Below are 14,158 nucleotides of genomic sequence, written 5' to 3' on the forward strand. Positions count from 1 at the left end.
GCACCGCACAAAGCGTAGCCCGACAGGGCTCTCGCTGCAATACCCTTCCACTGCAAGCAGAACCTCACTCAGCAAGGAGGCTCGCCATTACGCCACGGCTACTCCGAGCGCCGGGAGCGCGACCGCGCACTGGCCGTCCCGCCCTTGCCTGCCGGCTTTGACGGAGCCTCCGGCTCACCGGCCTCACCAGGCTCACGCGCCTTGCCCATGGCGCTTCCCGCCTGGCGCAGCATGTCGAGCATCATCTGCTGGTAGGTGCCGAAGCTGGCCAGCCCCTGTGAGAGCCCTTGACTCATGTCCTGAGTGAGACCTTGTTGCAGAAAGGGTTTCATCAGGCTCATGGGGTCGTAGCCCTCGACGCCGGATTCCATCTGCTTCTGGATCCGGTTCAACAGCTCCTGCTGGAAGGCTTCGACATCCGGCAGGCCGAGGGCGCGACGGAACTCCTCGGGGGTCAGGTCGAACTCGACGTTTATCTTCATGGCATCACCTGCTTGAGTGTTCCCTCAGTGTAGCAACCCGGCACCAGGCGCAACGCGCGCCGGGGCCAGACTCCTCAACGCAAGACCGGCGTTTCGACCCTCACCGCGGCATTCTGCGCCCGATGACGCAGAAGGTGGTCCATCAGCGTCAGTGCCATCATCGCCTCGGCAATCGGCGTGGCGCGAATGCCCACGCAGGGGTCGTGACGCCCCTTGGTCACCACTTCGACCGGGTTACCGTGGATGTCGATGCTGCGTCCGGGGATGGTGATGCTGGAGGTGGGCTTGAGCGCCAGGTGGGCGATCAGCGGCTGCCCGGAGGAAATGCCGCCGAGCACACCACCGGCATGGTTGGAGAGAAAGCCTTGCGGTGTCATCTCGTCGCGGTGCTCGCTGCCGCGGCTTGCCACCGCGGCGAAGCCGTCACCGATCTCCACGCCCTTCACCGCATTGATGCTCATCAGGCCATGGGCCAGCTCAGCATCCAGACGGTCGAAGACCGGCTCACCCAAGCCCGGGGGCAGCCCTTCGGCAACCACGGTGATCTTCGCTCCCACCGAATCCTGGTCGCGGCGCAGTTGGTCCATGAATGCTTCGAGCTCTGGCACGCGCGCGGGATCGGGGCAGAAGAAGGGGTTCTCGTCCACGGCCTCCCATTGCTTGAAGACGATCTCGAGCGGGCCGAGCTGACTCATGTAGCCGCGCACGGTGATGCCCTGGGTTGCCAGGAATTTCTTGGCAATGGCCCCGGCGGCCACGCGCATGGCGGTTTCCCTGGCGCTGGAGCGGCCGCCGCCGCGGTAGTCGCGGACCCCGTATTTGTGGTGGTAGGTGTAGTCGGCGTGGGCGGGACGGAACTGGTCCTTGATGTTGCCGTAGTCCTTGGAGCGCTGGTCGGTGTTCTCGATCAACAGGCCGATGGCGGTGCCGGTGGTCACGCCTTCGAACACACCGGAAAGGATGCGCACCTGGTCGGGCTCGCGGCGCTGGGTGGTATGCCGCGAGGTGCCGGGCGGCGGCGGTCTAGGTCGCGCTGCAGGTCGGCTTCGCTGAGCGGCAGCCCCGGCGGGCAGCCGTCGACGATGGCGCCTAGCGCCGGGCCGTGGCTCTCGCCAAAGGTGGTGACGGTGAACAGTTTGCCAAAGGTATTGCCGGACATGGACGTGCCTCCCGATATCTTGGTGGTGGATCAGGCGAAGGACGCCGCATGGGCGTCGAGTTCCGCGGCGGTGAGGGCGAACACGCCCTGGCCGCCGCGCTCGAAGTCGAGCCACAGGAAAGGCACCTCGGGGAAGGCCGCCTCCAGGTGACGGTCGGAGTTGCCGACCTCGACGATCAGCACGCCGTCGTCGCTGAGGTGATTACGCGCCTCGCGCAGGATGCGCCGCACGATGTCGAGCCCGTCGGCCCCAGCCCCCAAGGCCAGCTCGGGCTCATGGCGATACTCGGCGGGCATGGTGGCGAGATCACGGGCATCCACGTAGGGCGGGTTGGAGACGATCAGGTCGTAGCGCTGTCCAGCCAATCCTTCGAACAGATCCGAGAGCACCGCCCGCACCCGCGCACCGACATCGTGACGCTGGATGTTCTGCTTGGCGACGGCCAGGGCATCGACGCTGACGTCGGAGAGATCGACCTCGCAGGTCGGCAGGTAGAGGGCGGTGGCAATACCGATGCAGCCCGAACCGGTGCACAGGTCGAGCACCCTGGCGGGCGGCTCTTCGGGAAACCAAGCGGCAAAGCCGGACTCGATCAGCTCGGCGATGGGCGAGCGCGGAATCAGCACGCGCTCGTCGACGTCGAATGGGAAGCCGGCATAGAACGCCTCCCCGAGTAGGTAGGGCAGCGGCCGGCGTGAGGAGATACGCTCGCGCACCAGGCCGACGATACGCGCTCGCTCCATGGGCAGCAGCCTGGCTTCGAGCACTCCCGGGTCGACGTTCCAGGGCAGATGCAGCGCACCCAGCGTCAGGGCGACGGCTTCGTCCCAGGGAGAATCGGTGCCGTGGCCGTGAAACAGCCCGGCCAGATGAAATTCACTGGCCGCCCAGCGCAGGAAATCGCGCAGGGTGACGAGATCACGACACAGCGCCTCGTCGTCCAGGGTGAGGGTCGAGCGGGAAACGATGGAATTGGCCACGAAAGGTCCTGCAGGGTCGTTGTAGGTCGATGGCTAGATTGTACCCGCGGCGGCAGGCGGTTCACAGCCACGCTCAGGCCGCTATACTGGGCCGCTCGACGACATCATACGAGCGCTCATGAGCCAACGCCGCCCACCCGACGACGAAGACGACGATACCAATGCCTTTCGCCGGGCGCTGCGTGAGGCCGGCGTGCGCCGTATCAAGGTCAACCGCGCCGACCCGGGGCGGGCACGCCGTTCGGACCCGGCCGCAGCACAGCGGCGCGCCGCCGCGGTGTCGAGCGACGCCAACGATCTCGTCAGTCGTACCAGTGACGGTCGCGTGGAGCCGGTTCGCCCTTCCGAATATCTCGACTTCGCCCTGCCCGACCTGCCCTACCGCACCCGCAGCCAGCTCAAGCGCGGCCAGATCGCCTGGGAAGCAGGCCTCGATCTGCATGGCTACAGCCTCGACGAGGCGCGCCTCGAACTCGAGAGCTTTCTCAAGGAGGCAGTCGGCAGCCATATGCGCTGCGTGCTGGTGGTCCATGGCAAGGCGTGGGGAAGCACGGCGGATTACCCGGTGATCAAGAGCCACATCAATGCCTGGCTGCGTGAGTGGCCCACGGTTCTGGCCTTCTGCTCTGCCCGCGAGAGCGACGGCGGCACCGGTGCCGTCTATGTGCTGTTGCGGCGTCGCGGACAGGCCCTCTAGCCCCCGCCTCCCGACTCACGATCGGCCGGCATTTGCGGCGGCTCGACGATCATGCCGCCGCTGCCGCCATCGCCGCTGTGAGTGCGTCCTTCATAGCGGTCCAGGGCCTCCATGGCCAGGTGACGCCCCAGGCGAACCAGCGCCTCGGCCCGATGGAACTCGAAGGCACCGCACACCGTCTTGGGTACCTCGATCAGCACATCGGGTGGATAGCCCGCGATCTTGTACTTGGCCAGGGAGGCCTGGGTGATGTCGAAAGAAGCCAGGATCATGTCCAGCCGCCCCCAGGCGCGTCGTCCGGTGGCGGCACGCCCGCCTTTGCCAGCGGCCTCGGTCTCGCCGAGATCGGGCCCACCGAGGCCTTCGAACAGCCAGCGGGTCGCACCGCGGACATCCATCCACTTGCGCGCCGCGGCCTCCGCCTCGGCTTCGTTTTCAGCCTGCTCTTCGGCGGGCAGCAGATCGTCGAGCGCCACCGGCCGGGCGCTGTGGGCGGTCACGTTGACTGCCAGCATCATGTCGGCGTGGGCCGAAACGGTAGGTGTGATCGGCAGCGGATTGAGCAGGCCACCATCGACCAGGGTGTTGTCGCCGATATGCACCGGCGTGATGACGCCCGGAATGGCGATGGAAGCACGAATCGCCCGCAGCAGCGGCCCCGACTGGAACCACACCTCGCGCTGACGCACCAGGTCGGTGGCTACCGTGGTCAGCGGAATCGGCAGGTCCTCGATCAGAATGTCGCCCACCAGTTCCTCGAGCTTGCTCATTACCTTGCTGGCGCGCATTGCCCCCATCGGGCTCCAGGTGACGTCGACCAGCTTGAGCACGTCGAAGTAGTCGAGCTGGCAGACCCAATCACGGTAGGCCTCGAGCTGCCCTGCAGCGTAGACGCCAGCGATGACCGAGCCCATCGAGCAACCCGAGATGGCGACGATCTCGTAGCCGCGCGCCTCGAGCACTTCGATCACGCCGATATGGGCATAGCCGCGCGCACCGCCGCTGCCCAGCGTCAGTGCCACTCGCTTGCCCATTTCCTCCACCGCCTTGCTGCTCATCGCGCCCTCCAGCCTCCGCCTACTCCGCCGAGGCCAGCCACGCCTCGATCGTCTCTGCCACGCAGAATACACTGCCGGGCTCGAGATGCAGATGGTGTCCGCCTGGCAATACCCGACGCGCCAGATGCGACACCGCCGCTCGCGCCGCCCGGGCCATGTCGCGCTCGCCGAGGATGCCGCCCTCACCCTCGATTAGTAGAGCTGGCGCCTGGATCGCTTCCAGCAATGCCAGTGCCTGCTCGGGACTCAGCCGCACCGGCGAGGGCCACAGCAGCCTGCCGTCGGTGCGCAGTCGCACATGGCCATCGGGCTCCCTCACCAAGTTGCGTTCGACGAGCGGTGTGGCCGTTGCGGTGTCGATCGGCGTCACACCCCCGCCACACGCGCGGCAATGGCGGTCCTGCTTTCAGGATAGCGCGGGGCCGCCGAACGCGGACGCCTGGCCGCGCGCAACCCCTTGCGCAGTTGGGCAGCACTCTCGCTGATCGGGGTGGTCACGGCACCCAGGCCGTCGATGAGGACTAGCCGCTCGACCCGCTCCGGCAATGCCGCCGCAGTCAGGCAAGCCACCCCGGCTCCCATCGAGTGCGCCAGCAACGGCACCCGCTCCAGGCCCAGCTCGTCGGCGGCATCGAGCAGGTCGTGGCAATAGTCCCACAAGGCGTAGTCGCCCTCACGATGGGACGAATGGCCATGGCCGGCAAAATCCAGCGCCACGATGCGGATACCGAGCCGCGCCACGAGCATTGGCGCCAAGCGCGAGAAGCTGGCCGCGTTGTCCAGCCAGCCGTGCAGCGCCAGCCAGGTCGGTGCCGCCTCGTCGCCCCAGGCCAGTGCCGCCAGGCGGCCCTCGGCCAGGGTCAGCGGCTGCGCCTCGCTCATGCCCCACCCTCCAGCAGCTCGTCGAGCATCGTCAGCAGCGCCTGGCGGGTCTCTTCAGGGTGCTCCATGGGAAACATGTGGGTACCTGGCACCATGGCCAGCGGAATGCCCTGGGCGGCCAGACGCCGGCGCCGCTTGGGGGTGATCAGATCGGAATCGCTGCCGGCCAGCACGGCGAAGGGAATCTTCAGCCGTCGGGGCAGGCGGCCGAGGTGATCGGGCAAGTTGCGGAAGATCTCGGTCTCGATGGCCGGATCGTAGATCAGCTCGGCAACACCGTCGTCGCGCAGTCGAGTGCCACCCTCGACGTAGTCGTGCAGGGCATCCGGCGTGAAGCGCCGGAACAGCCCGCGGCGGCGCAAATGATTGGCCATGGCCTCGCGGTCGGGCCAGGAAGCACGACGCCCCTTGCTCTTGCCGGCCGGCGTGACCCGGTCGACGAAGCCGAAGCGCTTGGCGACCTTCATGCTCCAGGCATCGAGGCCCAGCATCAATGGCGGGTCGAGCATCACCACGCAACGGAAGCGTTCGGGGGCGTGCTCCGCCGCCATGGCCATCAATACACCGCCCATGGAGTGTCCCACGCCGACGACCGGGCCATCGCCGGCCAGCACATGTTCGAGCAGCTCGTCGCGCAGCGCCAGCCAGTTGGCGCCCACAGGGTAGTCGGGATGGTGCCCGAGACGATCGACCGGATGAATGTCGAAGCGCTCGTGCAGCGGAGCGAGCAGGCTGCGGTAGCTCATGCCGGGAAAGCCGTTGGCATGGGCGAAGACCAGTCGCGGACGCGAATGAGTAGTAGGGTCGTTCATGAAGGGATCCAGTAGCGGTTCTGGCAGGTCGCCAGTGGCGATAGCAGGCTAACGGGTTTACTCTATCTCGCCAAGTCGACCTCCGGCCCATGTCGTCCGTTTTATTCTGGAGTCAGCCATGCCCCGTCCTCCCCGGCGCGATACCCGCGCGCGCAACCGCCTGTTCTGGTTCACCGTGACTGCCGCCATCGTCGTTGGCCTGTGGCTGGCACGCTGACATGGGCTTGTACGAACTCTTCTTCGCCACTCTCGAAATCACCCTGCCGGTGTTCGCCATGGTCTTCATCGGCCAAGGACTGAAGCGCCTGGGCTGGATCGACCAAGCCTTTATCGCCACTGCCTCGAGCCTGGTATTCAAGGCTACCATGCCGACGCTGATCTTTCTCAGCATCATCAAGGCCGACCTGGACGCCACGCTCAATCCCGCCTTGCTCGGCTTCTTCGCCCTGGCTACCCTGGCCAGCTTCCTGCTTGCCTGGGGTTGGGCCATCCTGCGCGTGCCCTACGCCGAACGCGGCGTCTACGTACAAGGGGCCTTTCGCGGCAACTGCGGAATCGTCGGCCTGGCGCTGGCCGCCGGCATGTACGGCGACTATGGACTTTCCGCCGGCGGGCTACTGCTGGGTGTGGTAATTCTCACCTACAACGCCTTCTCGGTCATCGTTCTGGCCACCTATCAGGAGGGTCGGAGTGCCGACTGGCACAGCATTGCCAAACATATCGCACGCAATCCGTTGATCCTTTCCGTGGTGGCCGCCGTGCCGGTGGCGGCGCTGGAGCTGCGCCTGCCCGGCTGGCTGATGACCTCGGGACAGTACTTCGCTTCGCTGACCCTGCCCCTGGCCCTGATCTGCATCGGCGCCACGCTGTCGCTGGGCTCGATCCGGGCATCGGGCGGGTTGGCCACGGGAGCCAGCCTGATGAAGATGGTCACGCTGCCGCTACTGGCTACCCTGGCGGCTTGGCTGATCGGGTTCGAAGGACGCGAGCTGGGCGTGCTGTTCCTATTCTTCGCCAGCCCCACGGCCGCAGCCAGCTTCGTGATGGTCAAGGCGATGGGGGGCAATGCCGCGCTCTCGGCCAATATCATCGCCCTGACCACGCTGATGGCCAGCCTGACCATTACCGTTGGCGTGTTTGCCCTGAAAGTGGTTGGCTGGATCTAGCTGCCGGCTAGCGGATGTCGACAGGCGTGGTGAAGCGATGCAGTCGTGCACAGCCCGCCGCCCACACCGTGCTGTCGAGTTCGACCACGGCGGCGGTGGGAAAGGCGAGCCCGTGGTCGCCGCGCCCCTCCACCAGCAGCCCGGTGAGCAGGCCAACCAGCGGCATATGGCTGACCAGCACGATGGGAGCCTCGTCGGCATTGGCGAGCAGCCAGTCGCAAACCGCCTCTGGCGCGTCGTCCGGCGTGATGATGGGCAGGACTTCAGGCTCTACGCCCAACGCCTCGGCCAGCGGCAGTGCCGTCTGGCACGCCCTCACGTAGGGGCTTACATAGAGACGCGCGTCTTTCGCCACCTGCGCTCCCAGCCAGCGCGCCATGCGCTCGGCCTCACTGCGGCCGCGAGCGGTCAGTTCGCGCTCGCTGTCCGGATGGCCCGGCGCCGCCTCGCCGTGTCGCATGATGTAGAGTCGTCCCGTCATGGCTTGCCCTCGCCCGCCTCGACCCGGCGGTGAGCCCGCTGCACGTCCTCGCGCGGCAGCACGAACTCGACATCGCTGCTCTGTTCGCCGCGCATCAGCATGCGTGCCATCTCCCGTGCCGGCACGCCCTCGAAGAGCACCTGATAAAGTCCTTCGGCCAGCGGCATGTAGACCCCCTCCGCGCGTGCCTTGTCGCGTACCAGGCGGATGGTATTGACCCCCTCGGCAACCTGGCCCAGCGCCTCGATCGCTTCATCGAGGCCCTTGCCCTGGCCAAGCGCATAGCCAACCCTGTAGTTGCGCGACAGCTGCGAGGAGCAAGTCACGATCAGGTCACCCACTCCAGCCAGCCCGAGGAAGGTCATGGGGTTGGCTCCCAGGCTCACGGCAAAGCGCCCCATCTCGGCCAGCGCCCGGGTCATCAGCATACTGCGGGTGTTCTCGCCCATGCCCAGTGCCGCGGCCATGCCGGCAGCTATGGCGTAAATGTTCTTCAGCGCCCCGCCCAGCTCGACGCCATAGCGGTCATTGCTGGCGTAGACGCGAAAGTAGTCACAGCCCAGCGCCTGCTGCACCCGGGTACGTGTCAGCGCATCGTCGCTGGCGATCACAGTGGCGGTGAGCTGCTTCTGGGCGATCTCGGTGGCCAGGTTCGGTCCGGAGATGACCCCGATATGGGAAAACCCCGTCTCCTCCTCGAGGATCTGGCTCATCAGCTTGAAGCCCTCCTCCTGGATGCCCTTGGTAGTGCTCACCAGGATCTGCTCCTCATGCAGCCAGGGCCGGGCCTGGCGCACCACGTCGCGAAAGGCCTTGGAGGGAATCGCCACCAGCACCAGCTCGGCCCCCTCGAGCACCTCCTGCATGTTGCTGGAAGCACGCACTGCCGGGTTGATGGCATAGTCCGGCAAATAGCGCGGGTTGCAGTGTTCGCGGTTGATCTGCGCCGCCAGCTCGGGGTCACGCAGCCACTGGCACACCTTGGCCCCGTTGTCGGCGGCGATGCTGGCCAGTGCCGTACCGAAGCTACCGCCCCCCAGAACTGCCACCCGCATGGGATCGTCTGACATGTCTGCCCCGTGAGTCGGTCGATGGAAACAGGAGGAATCGACCAGAGTGTAACGAAAAATGCCCCCGTCAGGGGGCATGTGTTTGGAGTGGGCGCCTCAGGGCGCCGCACCTGGTTCAGTCGATCAGCGACAACAGCGAGTCGATGCTTTCGCGTGCGTCACCATAGAACATGCGTGTGTTCTCTTTGTAGAACAGCGGGTTCTCGATGCCCGAGTAGCCCGTGCCCTGGCCGCGCTTGCACACGAACACCACCGAGGATTTCCATACTTCCAGCACCGGCATGCCGGCGATGGGGCTGTTGGGATCCTCTTGGGCAGCCGGGTTGACGATGTCGTTGGAGCCGATGACGATGGTCACATCGGTCTTGGGGAAATCATCGTTGATCTCATCCATCTCCAGCACGATGTCGTAGGGCACCTTGGCCTCGGCCAGCAGCACGTTCATGTGGCCCGGCAGGCGACCGGCCACCGGGTGGATAGCGAAGCGTACCTGCTTGCCCGCAGCACGCAGCTTGCGCGTCAGCTCGCTCACGGCGTTCTGGGCCTGGGCAACCGCCATGCCGTAGCCCGGCACGATGACCACGCTGTCGGCATTGTTGAGCGCGCTGGCCACCCCTGCCGCATCGATTGCCACTTGCTCGCCCTCGATTTCTGCGGCGGGCCCCTGGGTGCCGCCGAAACCACCGAGAATGACGCTGACGAAGTTGCGGTTCATCGCCTTGCACATGATGTAGGAGAGAATCGCACCCGAGGAGCCTACCAGGGCACCGGTGACGATCAGCAGATCGTTCGAGAGCGTGAAGCCGATGGCTGCCGCGGCCCAGCCCGAGTAGCTGTTGAGCATCGATACCACCACAGGCATGTCGGCGCCACCGATGCCCATGATCAGGTGCCAGCCAATGAAGAACGACAGTGCCGCAAGCAGCAGCAGCGTCCAGAAGCCCGCGCCGTTGAGGTAGAGAACCGCCAGCAACAGACAGAGCGCTGCTGCCCCGGCATTGAGCAGGTGCCCGCCGGGCAGCTTGCGCGGCTTGCCGTCGACCTTGCCAGCCAGCTTGCCGAAGGCAATCACCGAGCCGGTGAAGGTCACCGCGCCGATGAAGATGGCGAACACGACCTCGAGCTGCAGAAAGGTGAGTTCATCCGATGCCTTGGTGGCCACCAGGGCGGCGAAGGCGGAGAACTGCTCCGCCGTGGCGCCCATCGCCTGGGCGGCCAGCACCCGGCGCCGCTCCAGATCGGCATTCCATGCCACGAACACTGCGGCCAGACCGACGAAGCTGTGCAGCGCCGCCACCAGCTGGGGCATCTCGGTCATGGCCACCCGCTTGGCCACGTGCCACCCCACTACCGAACCGATTGCAACCATCGGGATCATCAGCCAGTAGTTGCCGATCCCCGGGCCGAAGGCGGTGAACAGCACCGCCACAGCCATGCCGACGATGCCATACCACACCGCCCGCTTGGCCTTCTCTTGATTGCTCAGCCCGCCCAGGGAGAGCACGAAGAGAACACTCGCCGCGATCGCCGCGGCCGATACGAAACCTTGTGCCAACATGACTTGTCTCCGCCGCTCAGGACTTCTGGAACATGGCCAACATACGACGGGTGACCAGGAAGCCCCCCACGATATTGATGGTCGCGATCAGCACCGAGATGGCCGCCATCAGCACGACGAGCCAGTTCCCCGAACCGATCTGCAGCACGGCGCCGAGGATGATGATGCCGGAAATGGCATTGGTGACCGCCATCAAGGGCGTATGCAGCGAGTGACTGACATTCCAGATGACCTGGAAGCCGACGAAGCAGGCCAGCACGAAGACGATGAAGTGCTGCATGAACGAGGCCGGCGCGATCTGGCCGAGCAGCAGCATGAGCGCCCCGCCGATGCCCAGCAGGGTGACCTGACGCTTGGTCTGCTCCTTGAAGCTGGCAAGCTCCGCCGCGCGCTTCTCCTCGGGCGTCGGCTCCTTGACCTTCTCCTTGGGCTTGGCCGCGGCAATGGCTTTCACCTTGGGCGGAGGCGGCGGGAAGGTGATCTCGCCCTGGTGCGTCACGGTGGCGCCGCGAATCACGTCGTCTTCCATGTCATGCACGATCGCGCCGTCCTTTTCCGGCGTCAGATCGGTGAGCATGTGACGAATGTTGGTGGCGTAGAGCAGTGAAGACTGGGTCGCCATGCGCGACGGGAAGTCGGTGTAGCCGACCACCACCACGCCGTTGTCGGTGACCACGCGCTCGTTCGGTACGGTGAGGTCGCAGTTGCCGCCCTTCTCGGCGGCCAGATCGACGATCACCGAGCCTGGCTTCATCGCCTTGACCATGTCCTCGAGCCACAGCTTGGGCGCCGGGCGACCCGGGATCAGCGCGGTGGTGATGACGATGTCGACCTCGGGGGCCTGCTCACGGAACAGTGCCAGCTGCTTCTCGCGAAACTCGGGGCTAGAGGGCGCGGCATAGCCGCCGGTGCCGGAGCCGTCCTGAGCTTCCTCGAAGTCGAGGAACAGGAACTCGGCGCCCATGGACTCGATCTGCTCGGCCACTTCGGGGCGTACGTCGAAGGCGCGCACTACGGCACCCAGGCTGGTCGCCGTGCCGATGGCAGCAAGGCCTGCCACACCGGCGCCGATGACCAGCACCTTGGCCGGCGGCACCTTGCCCGCCGCAGTAACCTGGCCGGTGAAGAAGCGTCCGAAATTGTTGCCCGCCTCAATCACCGCGCGGTAGCCGGCGATGTTGGCCATGGACGAGAGCGCATCCATTTTCTGGGCCCGCGAGATCCGCGGCACCATGTCCATGGCGATCACGGTCGCGCCCTTGGCCCGGCTCTTCTCCAGCAGCGCTTCGTTCTGGGCCGGCCAGAAGAAGCTGATTAGCGTCTGGCCTTTGCGCAGCAGGTCGGCTTCCGCCTCGCTCGGCTCGCGAACCTTGATCACCACCTCTGCCTCACGCCACAGCGCCTCGGCGCTCTCCACCACCGTGACGCCGGCGTCGCGATAGGCCTCGTCGTCGAAGCCGGCGGCAACGCCAGCCCCGGTTTCGATCAAGCACTCGTGTCCAAGCTTCTGAATGAGCTGTGCACTGTCAGGGGTGAGCGCGACACGCGCTTCTCCCGTGGCGAGCTCCTTGGGTGCACCAATCTTCACGTTGGATCTCCCTTTATGGTTATTGAACTTTCTGGTTAGGCAATCCGACTATTCATACCTGACCTTACTGCGATGCACAACAGCAGCGCAGCCTTTTCCTGCTGGCTCGTGGGCAACACTATCCAGCTGAAATGCCGAAAAAAAAGCTTGCTGACGCTTACGTCAAGAAGGGGCAAGAAGACGCGAATAGATACGAAAAGGCCGCCCGAAAGCGGCCGAAAGTGCTATGTCGTTAGCCCTACGTCAGGCGGTCAACAGCGCATTGAGGCGTCGTACGTAGGCGGCCGGGTCGTCGAGATGACCGCCCTCTGCGATGATCGCCTGGTCGAGCAGCACCCGAGCCAGATCGCCGAAGCGCTCGCTCTCGGCGGCCTCGAGCCGCTCCACCAGGGCATGGGTCGGGTTGAGCTCGAGGATCGGCTTGACCTCGGGCATCTTCTGGCCCGCCGCTTCCATGATGCGGCGCATCTGGTAGCCCATCTCGTGCTCGGGCAGCACCACGCAGGCCGGTGAGTCGGTCAGCCGGTGGGTCACCTTGACATCCTGCACGGCATCGCCCAACGCTTCCTTGACCCGCTTGACCAGATCCTCCTTGGCCTTGGCGGTCTCCTCCTGGGCCTTCTTCTCCTCCTCGCCCTCGATCTCGCCGAGGTCGAGCTCACCCTTGGCCACGTCGACGAAGCGCTTGCCCTCGAATTCGTGCAGGTGACTCATCAGCCACTCGTCGATGCGATCGTGCAACAGCAGCACCTCGATGCCCTTCTTGCGGAAGATCTCCAGGTGCGGGCTCGATTTTGCCGCGTTGAAGCCGTCGGCAACGATGTAGTAGATCTTCTCCTGCCCTTCCTTCATGCGCGAGACGTAGTCGGCCAGCGACTGGTCCTGGGTGGCACTATCGGTGTGGGTGGAGGAGAAGCGTAGCAGCCCCGCGATCTTCTCGCGATTGGCGAAGTCCTCCGCGGGGCCCTCTTTCAACACGCTGCCGAAAGTGTTCCAGAAGGTCTGGTAGGCCTCCTGGTCCTTGGCCAGCTTCTTGAGCATGTCGAGCGCACGCTTGGTCAGCGCACTCTTGATCTTCTCGACTTTGGGATCCTGCTGCAGCAGCTCGCGAGAGACGTTGAGCGACAGCTCACGGGTATCGAGCACACCCTTGACGAAGCGCAGGTAGAGCGGCAAGAACTGCTCAGCATCGTCCATGATGAAGACGCGCTGGACGTAGAGCTTCACGCCGCGGGAACCATCGCGCTCATAGAGATCGAAGGGCGCACGCCCCGGCACGTAGAGCAGGCTGGTGTACTCGAGCTTGCCCTCGACCTTGTTGTGGCTCCAGGTCAACGGGTCCGCGAAATCGTGGGCCACGTGCTTGTAGAAGGCCTTGTACTCATCGTCCGAGATCTCGCCCTTGGGTCGCACCCACAGCGCAGTGGCCTCGTTGACGGTCTCCCAGGTGGTGACCTCGCTGCCCTCGATCTCGTTGCCCTCGTCGTCCCTGGCGGTCTCGACCTTAGGCATGCGCACCGGCACCTCGATATGATCGGAGTACTTGCGCACCAGGCTCCTCAGGCGGAAGTCGTCGGCAAACTCCTTGGCGTCTTTCTTCAGGTGCAGGACGATCTCGGTCCCATGCACCTCGCGCTCAAGATCGGCGACGGTGAATTCGCCCTCGCCCTTGGAACGCCACTCGACGCCCTCACCCTTGTCGCTGCCCGCCTTGCGGGTGCGCACCGTGACTTCATCGGCAACGATGAAGCTGGAATAGAAACCTACGCCGAACTGGCCGATCAGCCGCGCGTCCTTCTGCTGCTCGCCCGAGAGCTGCTTGAGGAACTCGGCGGTGCCGCTACGGGCGATGGTGCCGAGGTTCTTGATCACCTCCTCACGGCTCATACCGATGCCATTGTCGCGTACGGTCACTGTACGCGCTTTCTCATCGTGCTCGATCTCGATGCGCAGCTCGCTGTCGCCCTCATACAGCGCATCGTTGTCGAGCGCTGCATAGCGCAGCTTGTCGCAGGCATCGGCGGAATTGGAAATCAGCTCGCGCAGGAAGATCTCCCGATTGGAGTACAGGGAGTGGATCATCAGGTGCAGCAGCTGTTTTACCTCGGTCTGGAAGCCGAGGGTTTCCTCGTGAGCGGTAGTGGACATGGATCGCTTACCTCATGGCTTGAACCCGCGGCGGCGCGCGACGCACCGCCGTTTCAGAACTGTTCAGCGATATGGG

At 65.2% G+C, this 14,158-nt stretch carries 11 protein-coding genes and 2 pseudogenes; 2 read left to right on the plus strand and 11 right to left on the minus strand.

The features are described from left to right. Positions 1 to 98: 98 nt before the first annotated feature. The 3 genes and pseudogenes from EKK97_RS16280 to prmB form a co-directional block, all read right to left on the minus strand. Positions 99 to 482, minus strand: a complete 384-nt coding sequence (locus tag EKK97_RS16280; RefSeq protein WP_159553458.1) for a DUF6489 family protein — start codon at positions 480 to 482, stop codon at positions 99 to 101. A gap of 74 nt (positions 483 to 556) precedes the next feature. Then, positions 557 to 1,641 (minus strand): annotated as a pseudogene (aroC, locus tag EKK97_RS16285) (chorismate synthase). 30 nt (positions 1,642 to 1,671) lie between these two features. Beyond that, positions 1,672 to 2,622, minus strand: coding sequence for a 50S ribosomal protein L3 N(5)-glutamine methyltransferase (gene prmB, locus EKK97_RS16290; RefSeq protein WP_159553460.1), 951 nt, complete (start codon positions 2,620 to 2,622; stop codon positions 1,672 to 1,674). Positions 2,623 to 2,740: 118 nt separating this feature from the next. On the opposite strand from prmB, the gene EKK97_RS16295 reads away from it, so the two are divergent. After that, positions 2,741 to 3,319: a Smr/MutS family protein gene (locus tag EKK97_RS16295; protein ID WP_159553462.1), complete on the plus strand. Its 579-nt coding sequence runs from the start codon at positions 2,741 to 2,743 to the stop codon at positions 3,317 to 3,319. Here EKK97_RS16295 and EKK97_RS16300 read toward each other — a convergent pair. The 3 genes and pseudogenes from EKK97_RS16300 to EKK97_RS16310 form a co-directional block, all read right to left on the minus strand. Then, positions 3,316 to 4,377, minus strand: coding sequence for a patatin-like phospholipase family protein (locus EKK97_RS16300; RefSeq protein WP_159553464.1), 1,062 nt, complete (start codon positions 4,375 to 4,377; stop codon positions 3,316 to 3,318). The two genes, EKK97_RS16295 and EKK97_RS16300, sit on opposite strands and share 4 nt — an antisense overlap. A 19-nt stretch (positions 4,378 to 4,396) precedes the next feature. Further along, positions 4,397 to 5,259: pseudogene (locus EKK97_RS16305) on the minus strand (alpha/beta hydrolase). Further along, on the minus strand, positions 5,256 to 6,071 hold the full coding sequence (locus tag EKK97_RS16310; RefSeq protein ID WP_159553465.1) for an alpha/beta fold hydrolase: 816 nt from the start codon (positions 6,069 to 6,071) through the stop codon (positions 5,256 to 5,258). Before EKK97_RS16310 ends, EKK97_RS16305 begins: the two are co-directional and overlap by 4 nt. Positions 6,072 to 6,289: 218 nt before the next feature. On the opposite strand from EKK97_RS16310, the gene EKK97_RS16315 reads away from it, so the two are divergent. Beyond that, positions 6,290 to 7,237 (plus strand): AEC family transporter, encoded by a 948-nt coding sequence (locus EKK97_RS16315; RefSeq protein WP_159553466.1) that lies wholly within the window; start codon positions 6,290 to 6,292, stop codon positions 7,235 to 7,237. Between the two features lie 7 nt (positions 7,238 to 7,244). Here the strand turns inward: EKK97_RS16315 and sixA are convergent, their stop codons facing one another. The 5 genes from sixA to htpG all read right to left on the minus strand — a co-directional run bounded on the left by sixA (position 7,245) and on the right by htpG (position 14,082). Beyond that, positions 7,245 to 7,718, minus strand: coding sequence for a phosphohistidine phosphatase SixA (gene sixA, locus EKK97_RS16320; RefSeq protein WP_159553467.1), 474 nt, complete (start codon positions 7,716 to 7,718; stop codon positions 7,245 to 7,247). Next, the gene (locus EKK97_RS16325) at positions 7,715 to 8,788 is read right to left on the minus strand and encodes an NAD(P)H-dependent glycerol-3-phosphate dehydrogenase (RefSeq protein WP_159553468.1); all 1,074 of its coding nucleotides are present in this window, start codon (positions 8,786 to 8,788) and stop codon (positions 7,715 to 7,717) included. Before EKK97_RS16325 ends, sixA begins: the two co-directional genes overlap by 4 nt. 115 nt (positions 8,789 to 8,903) lie before the next feature. Next, the gene (locus EKK97_RS16330) at positions 8,904 to 10,346 is read right to left on the minus strand and encodes an NAD(P)(+) transhydrogenase (Re/Si-specific) subunit beta (RefSeq protein ID WP_159553469.1); all 1,443 of its coding nucleotides are present in this window, start codon (positions 10,344 to 10,346) and stop codon (positions 8,904 to 8,906) included. 16 nt (positions 10,347 to 10,362) lie between these two features. Then, on the minus strand, positions 10,363 to 11,934 hold the full coding sequence (locus EKK97_RS16335) for a Re/Si-specific NAD(P)(+) transhydrogenase subunit alpha (protein WP_159553470.1): 1,572 nt from the start codon (positions 11,932 to 11,934) through the stop codon (positions 10,363 to 10,365). 243 nt (positions 11,935 to 12,177) lie between these two features. Next, positions 12,178 to 14,082, minus strand: coding sequence for a molecular chaperone HtpG (htpG, locus tag EKK97_RS16340; RefSeq protein ID WP_159553471.1), 1,905 nt, complete (start codon positions 14,080 to 14,082; stop codon positions 12,178 to 12,180). Positions 14,083 to 14,158: the final 76 nt, after the last annotated feature.

Source organism: Billgrantia tianxiuensis (assembly GCF_009834345.1).
Taxonomy (GTDB): domain Bacteria; phylum Pseudomonadota; class Gammaproteobacteria; order Pseudomonadales; family Halomonadaceae; genus Halomonas; species Halomonas tianxiuensis.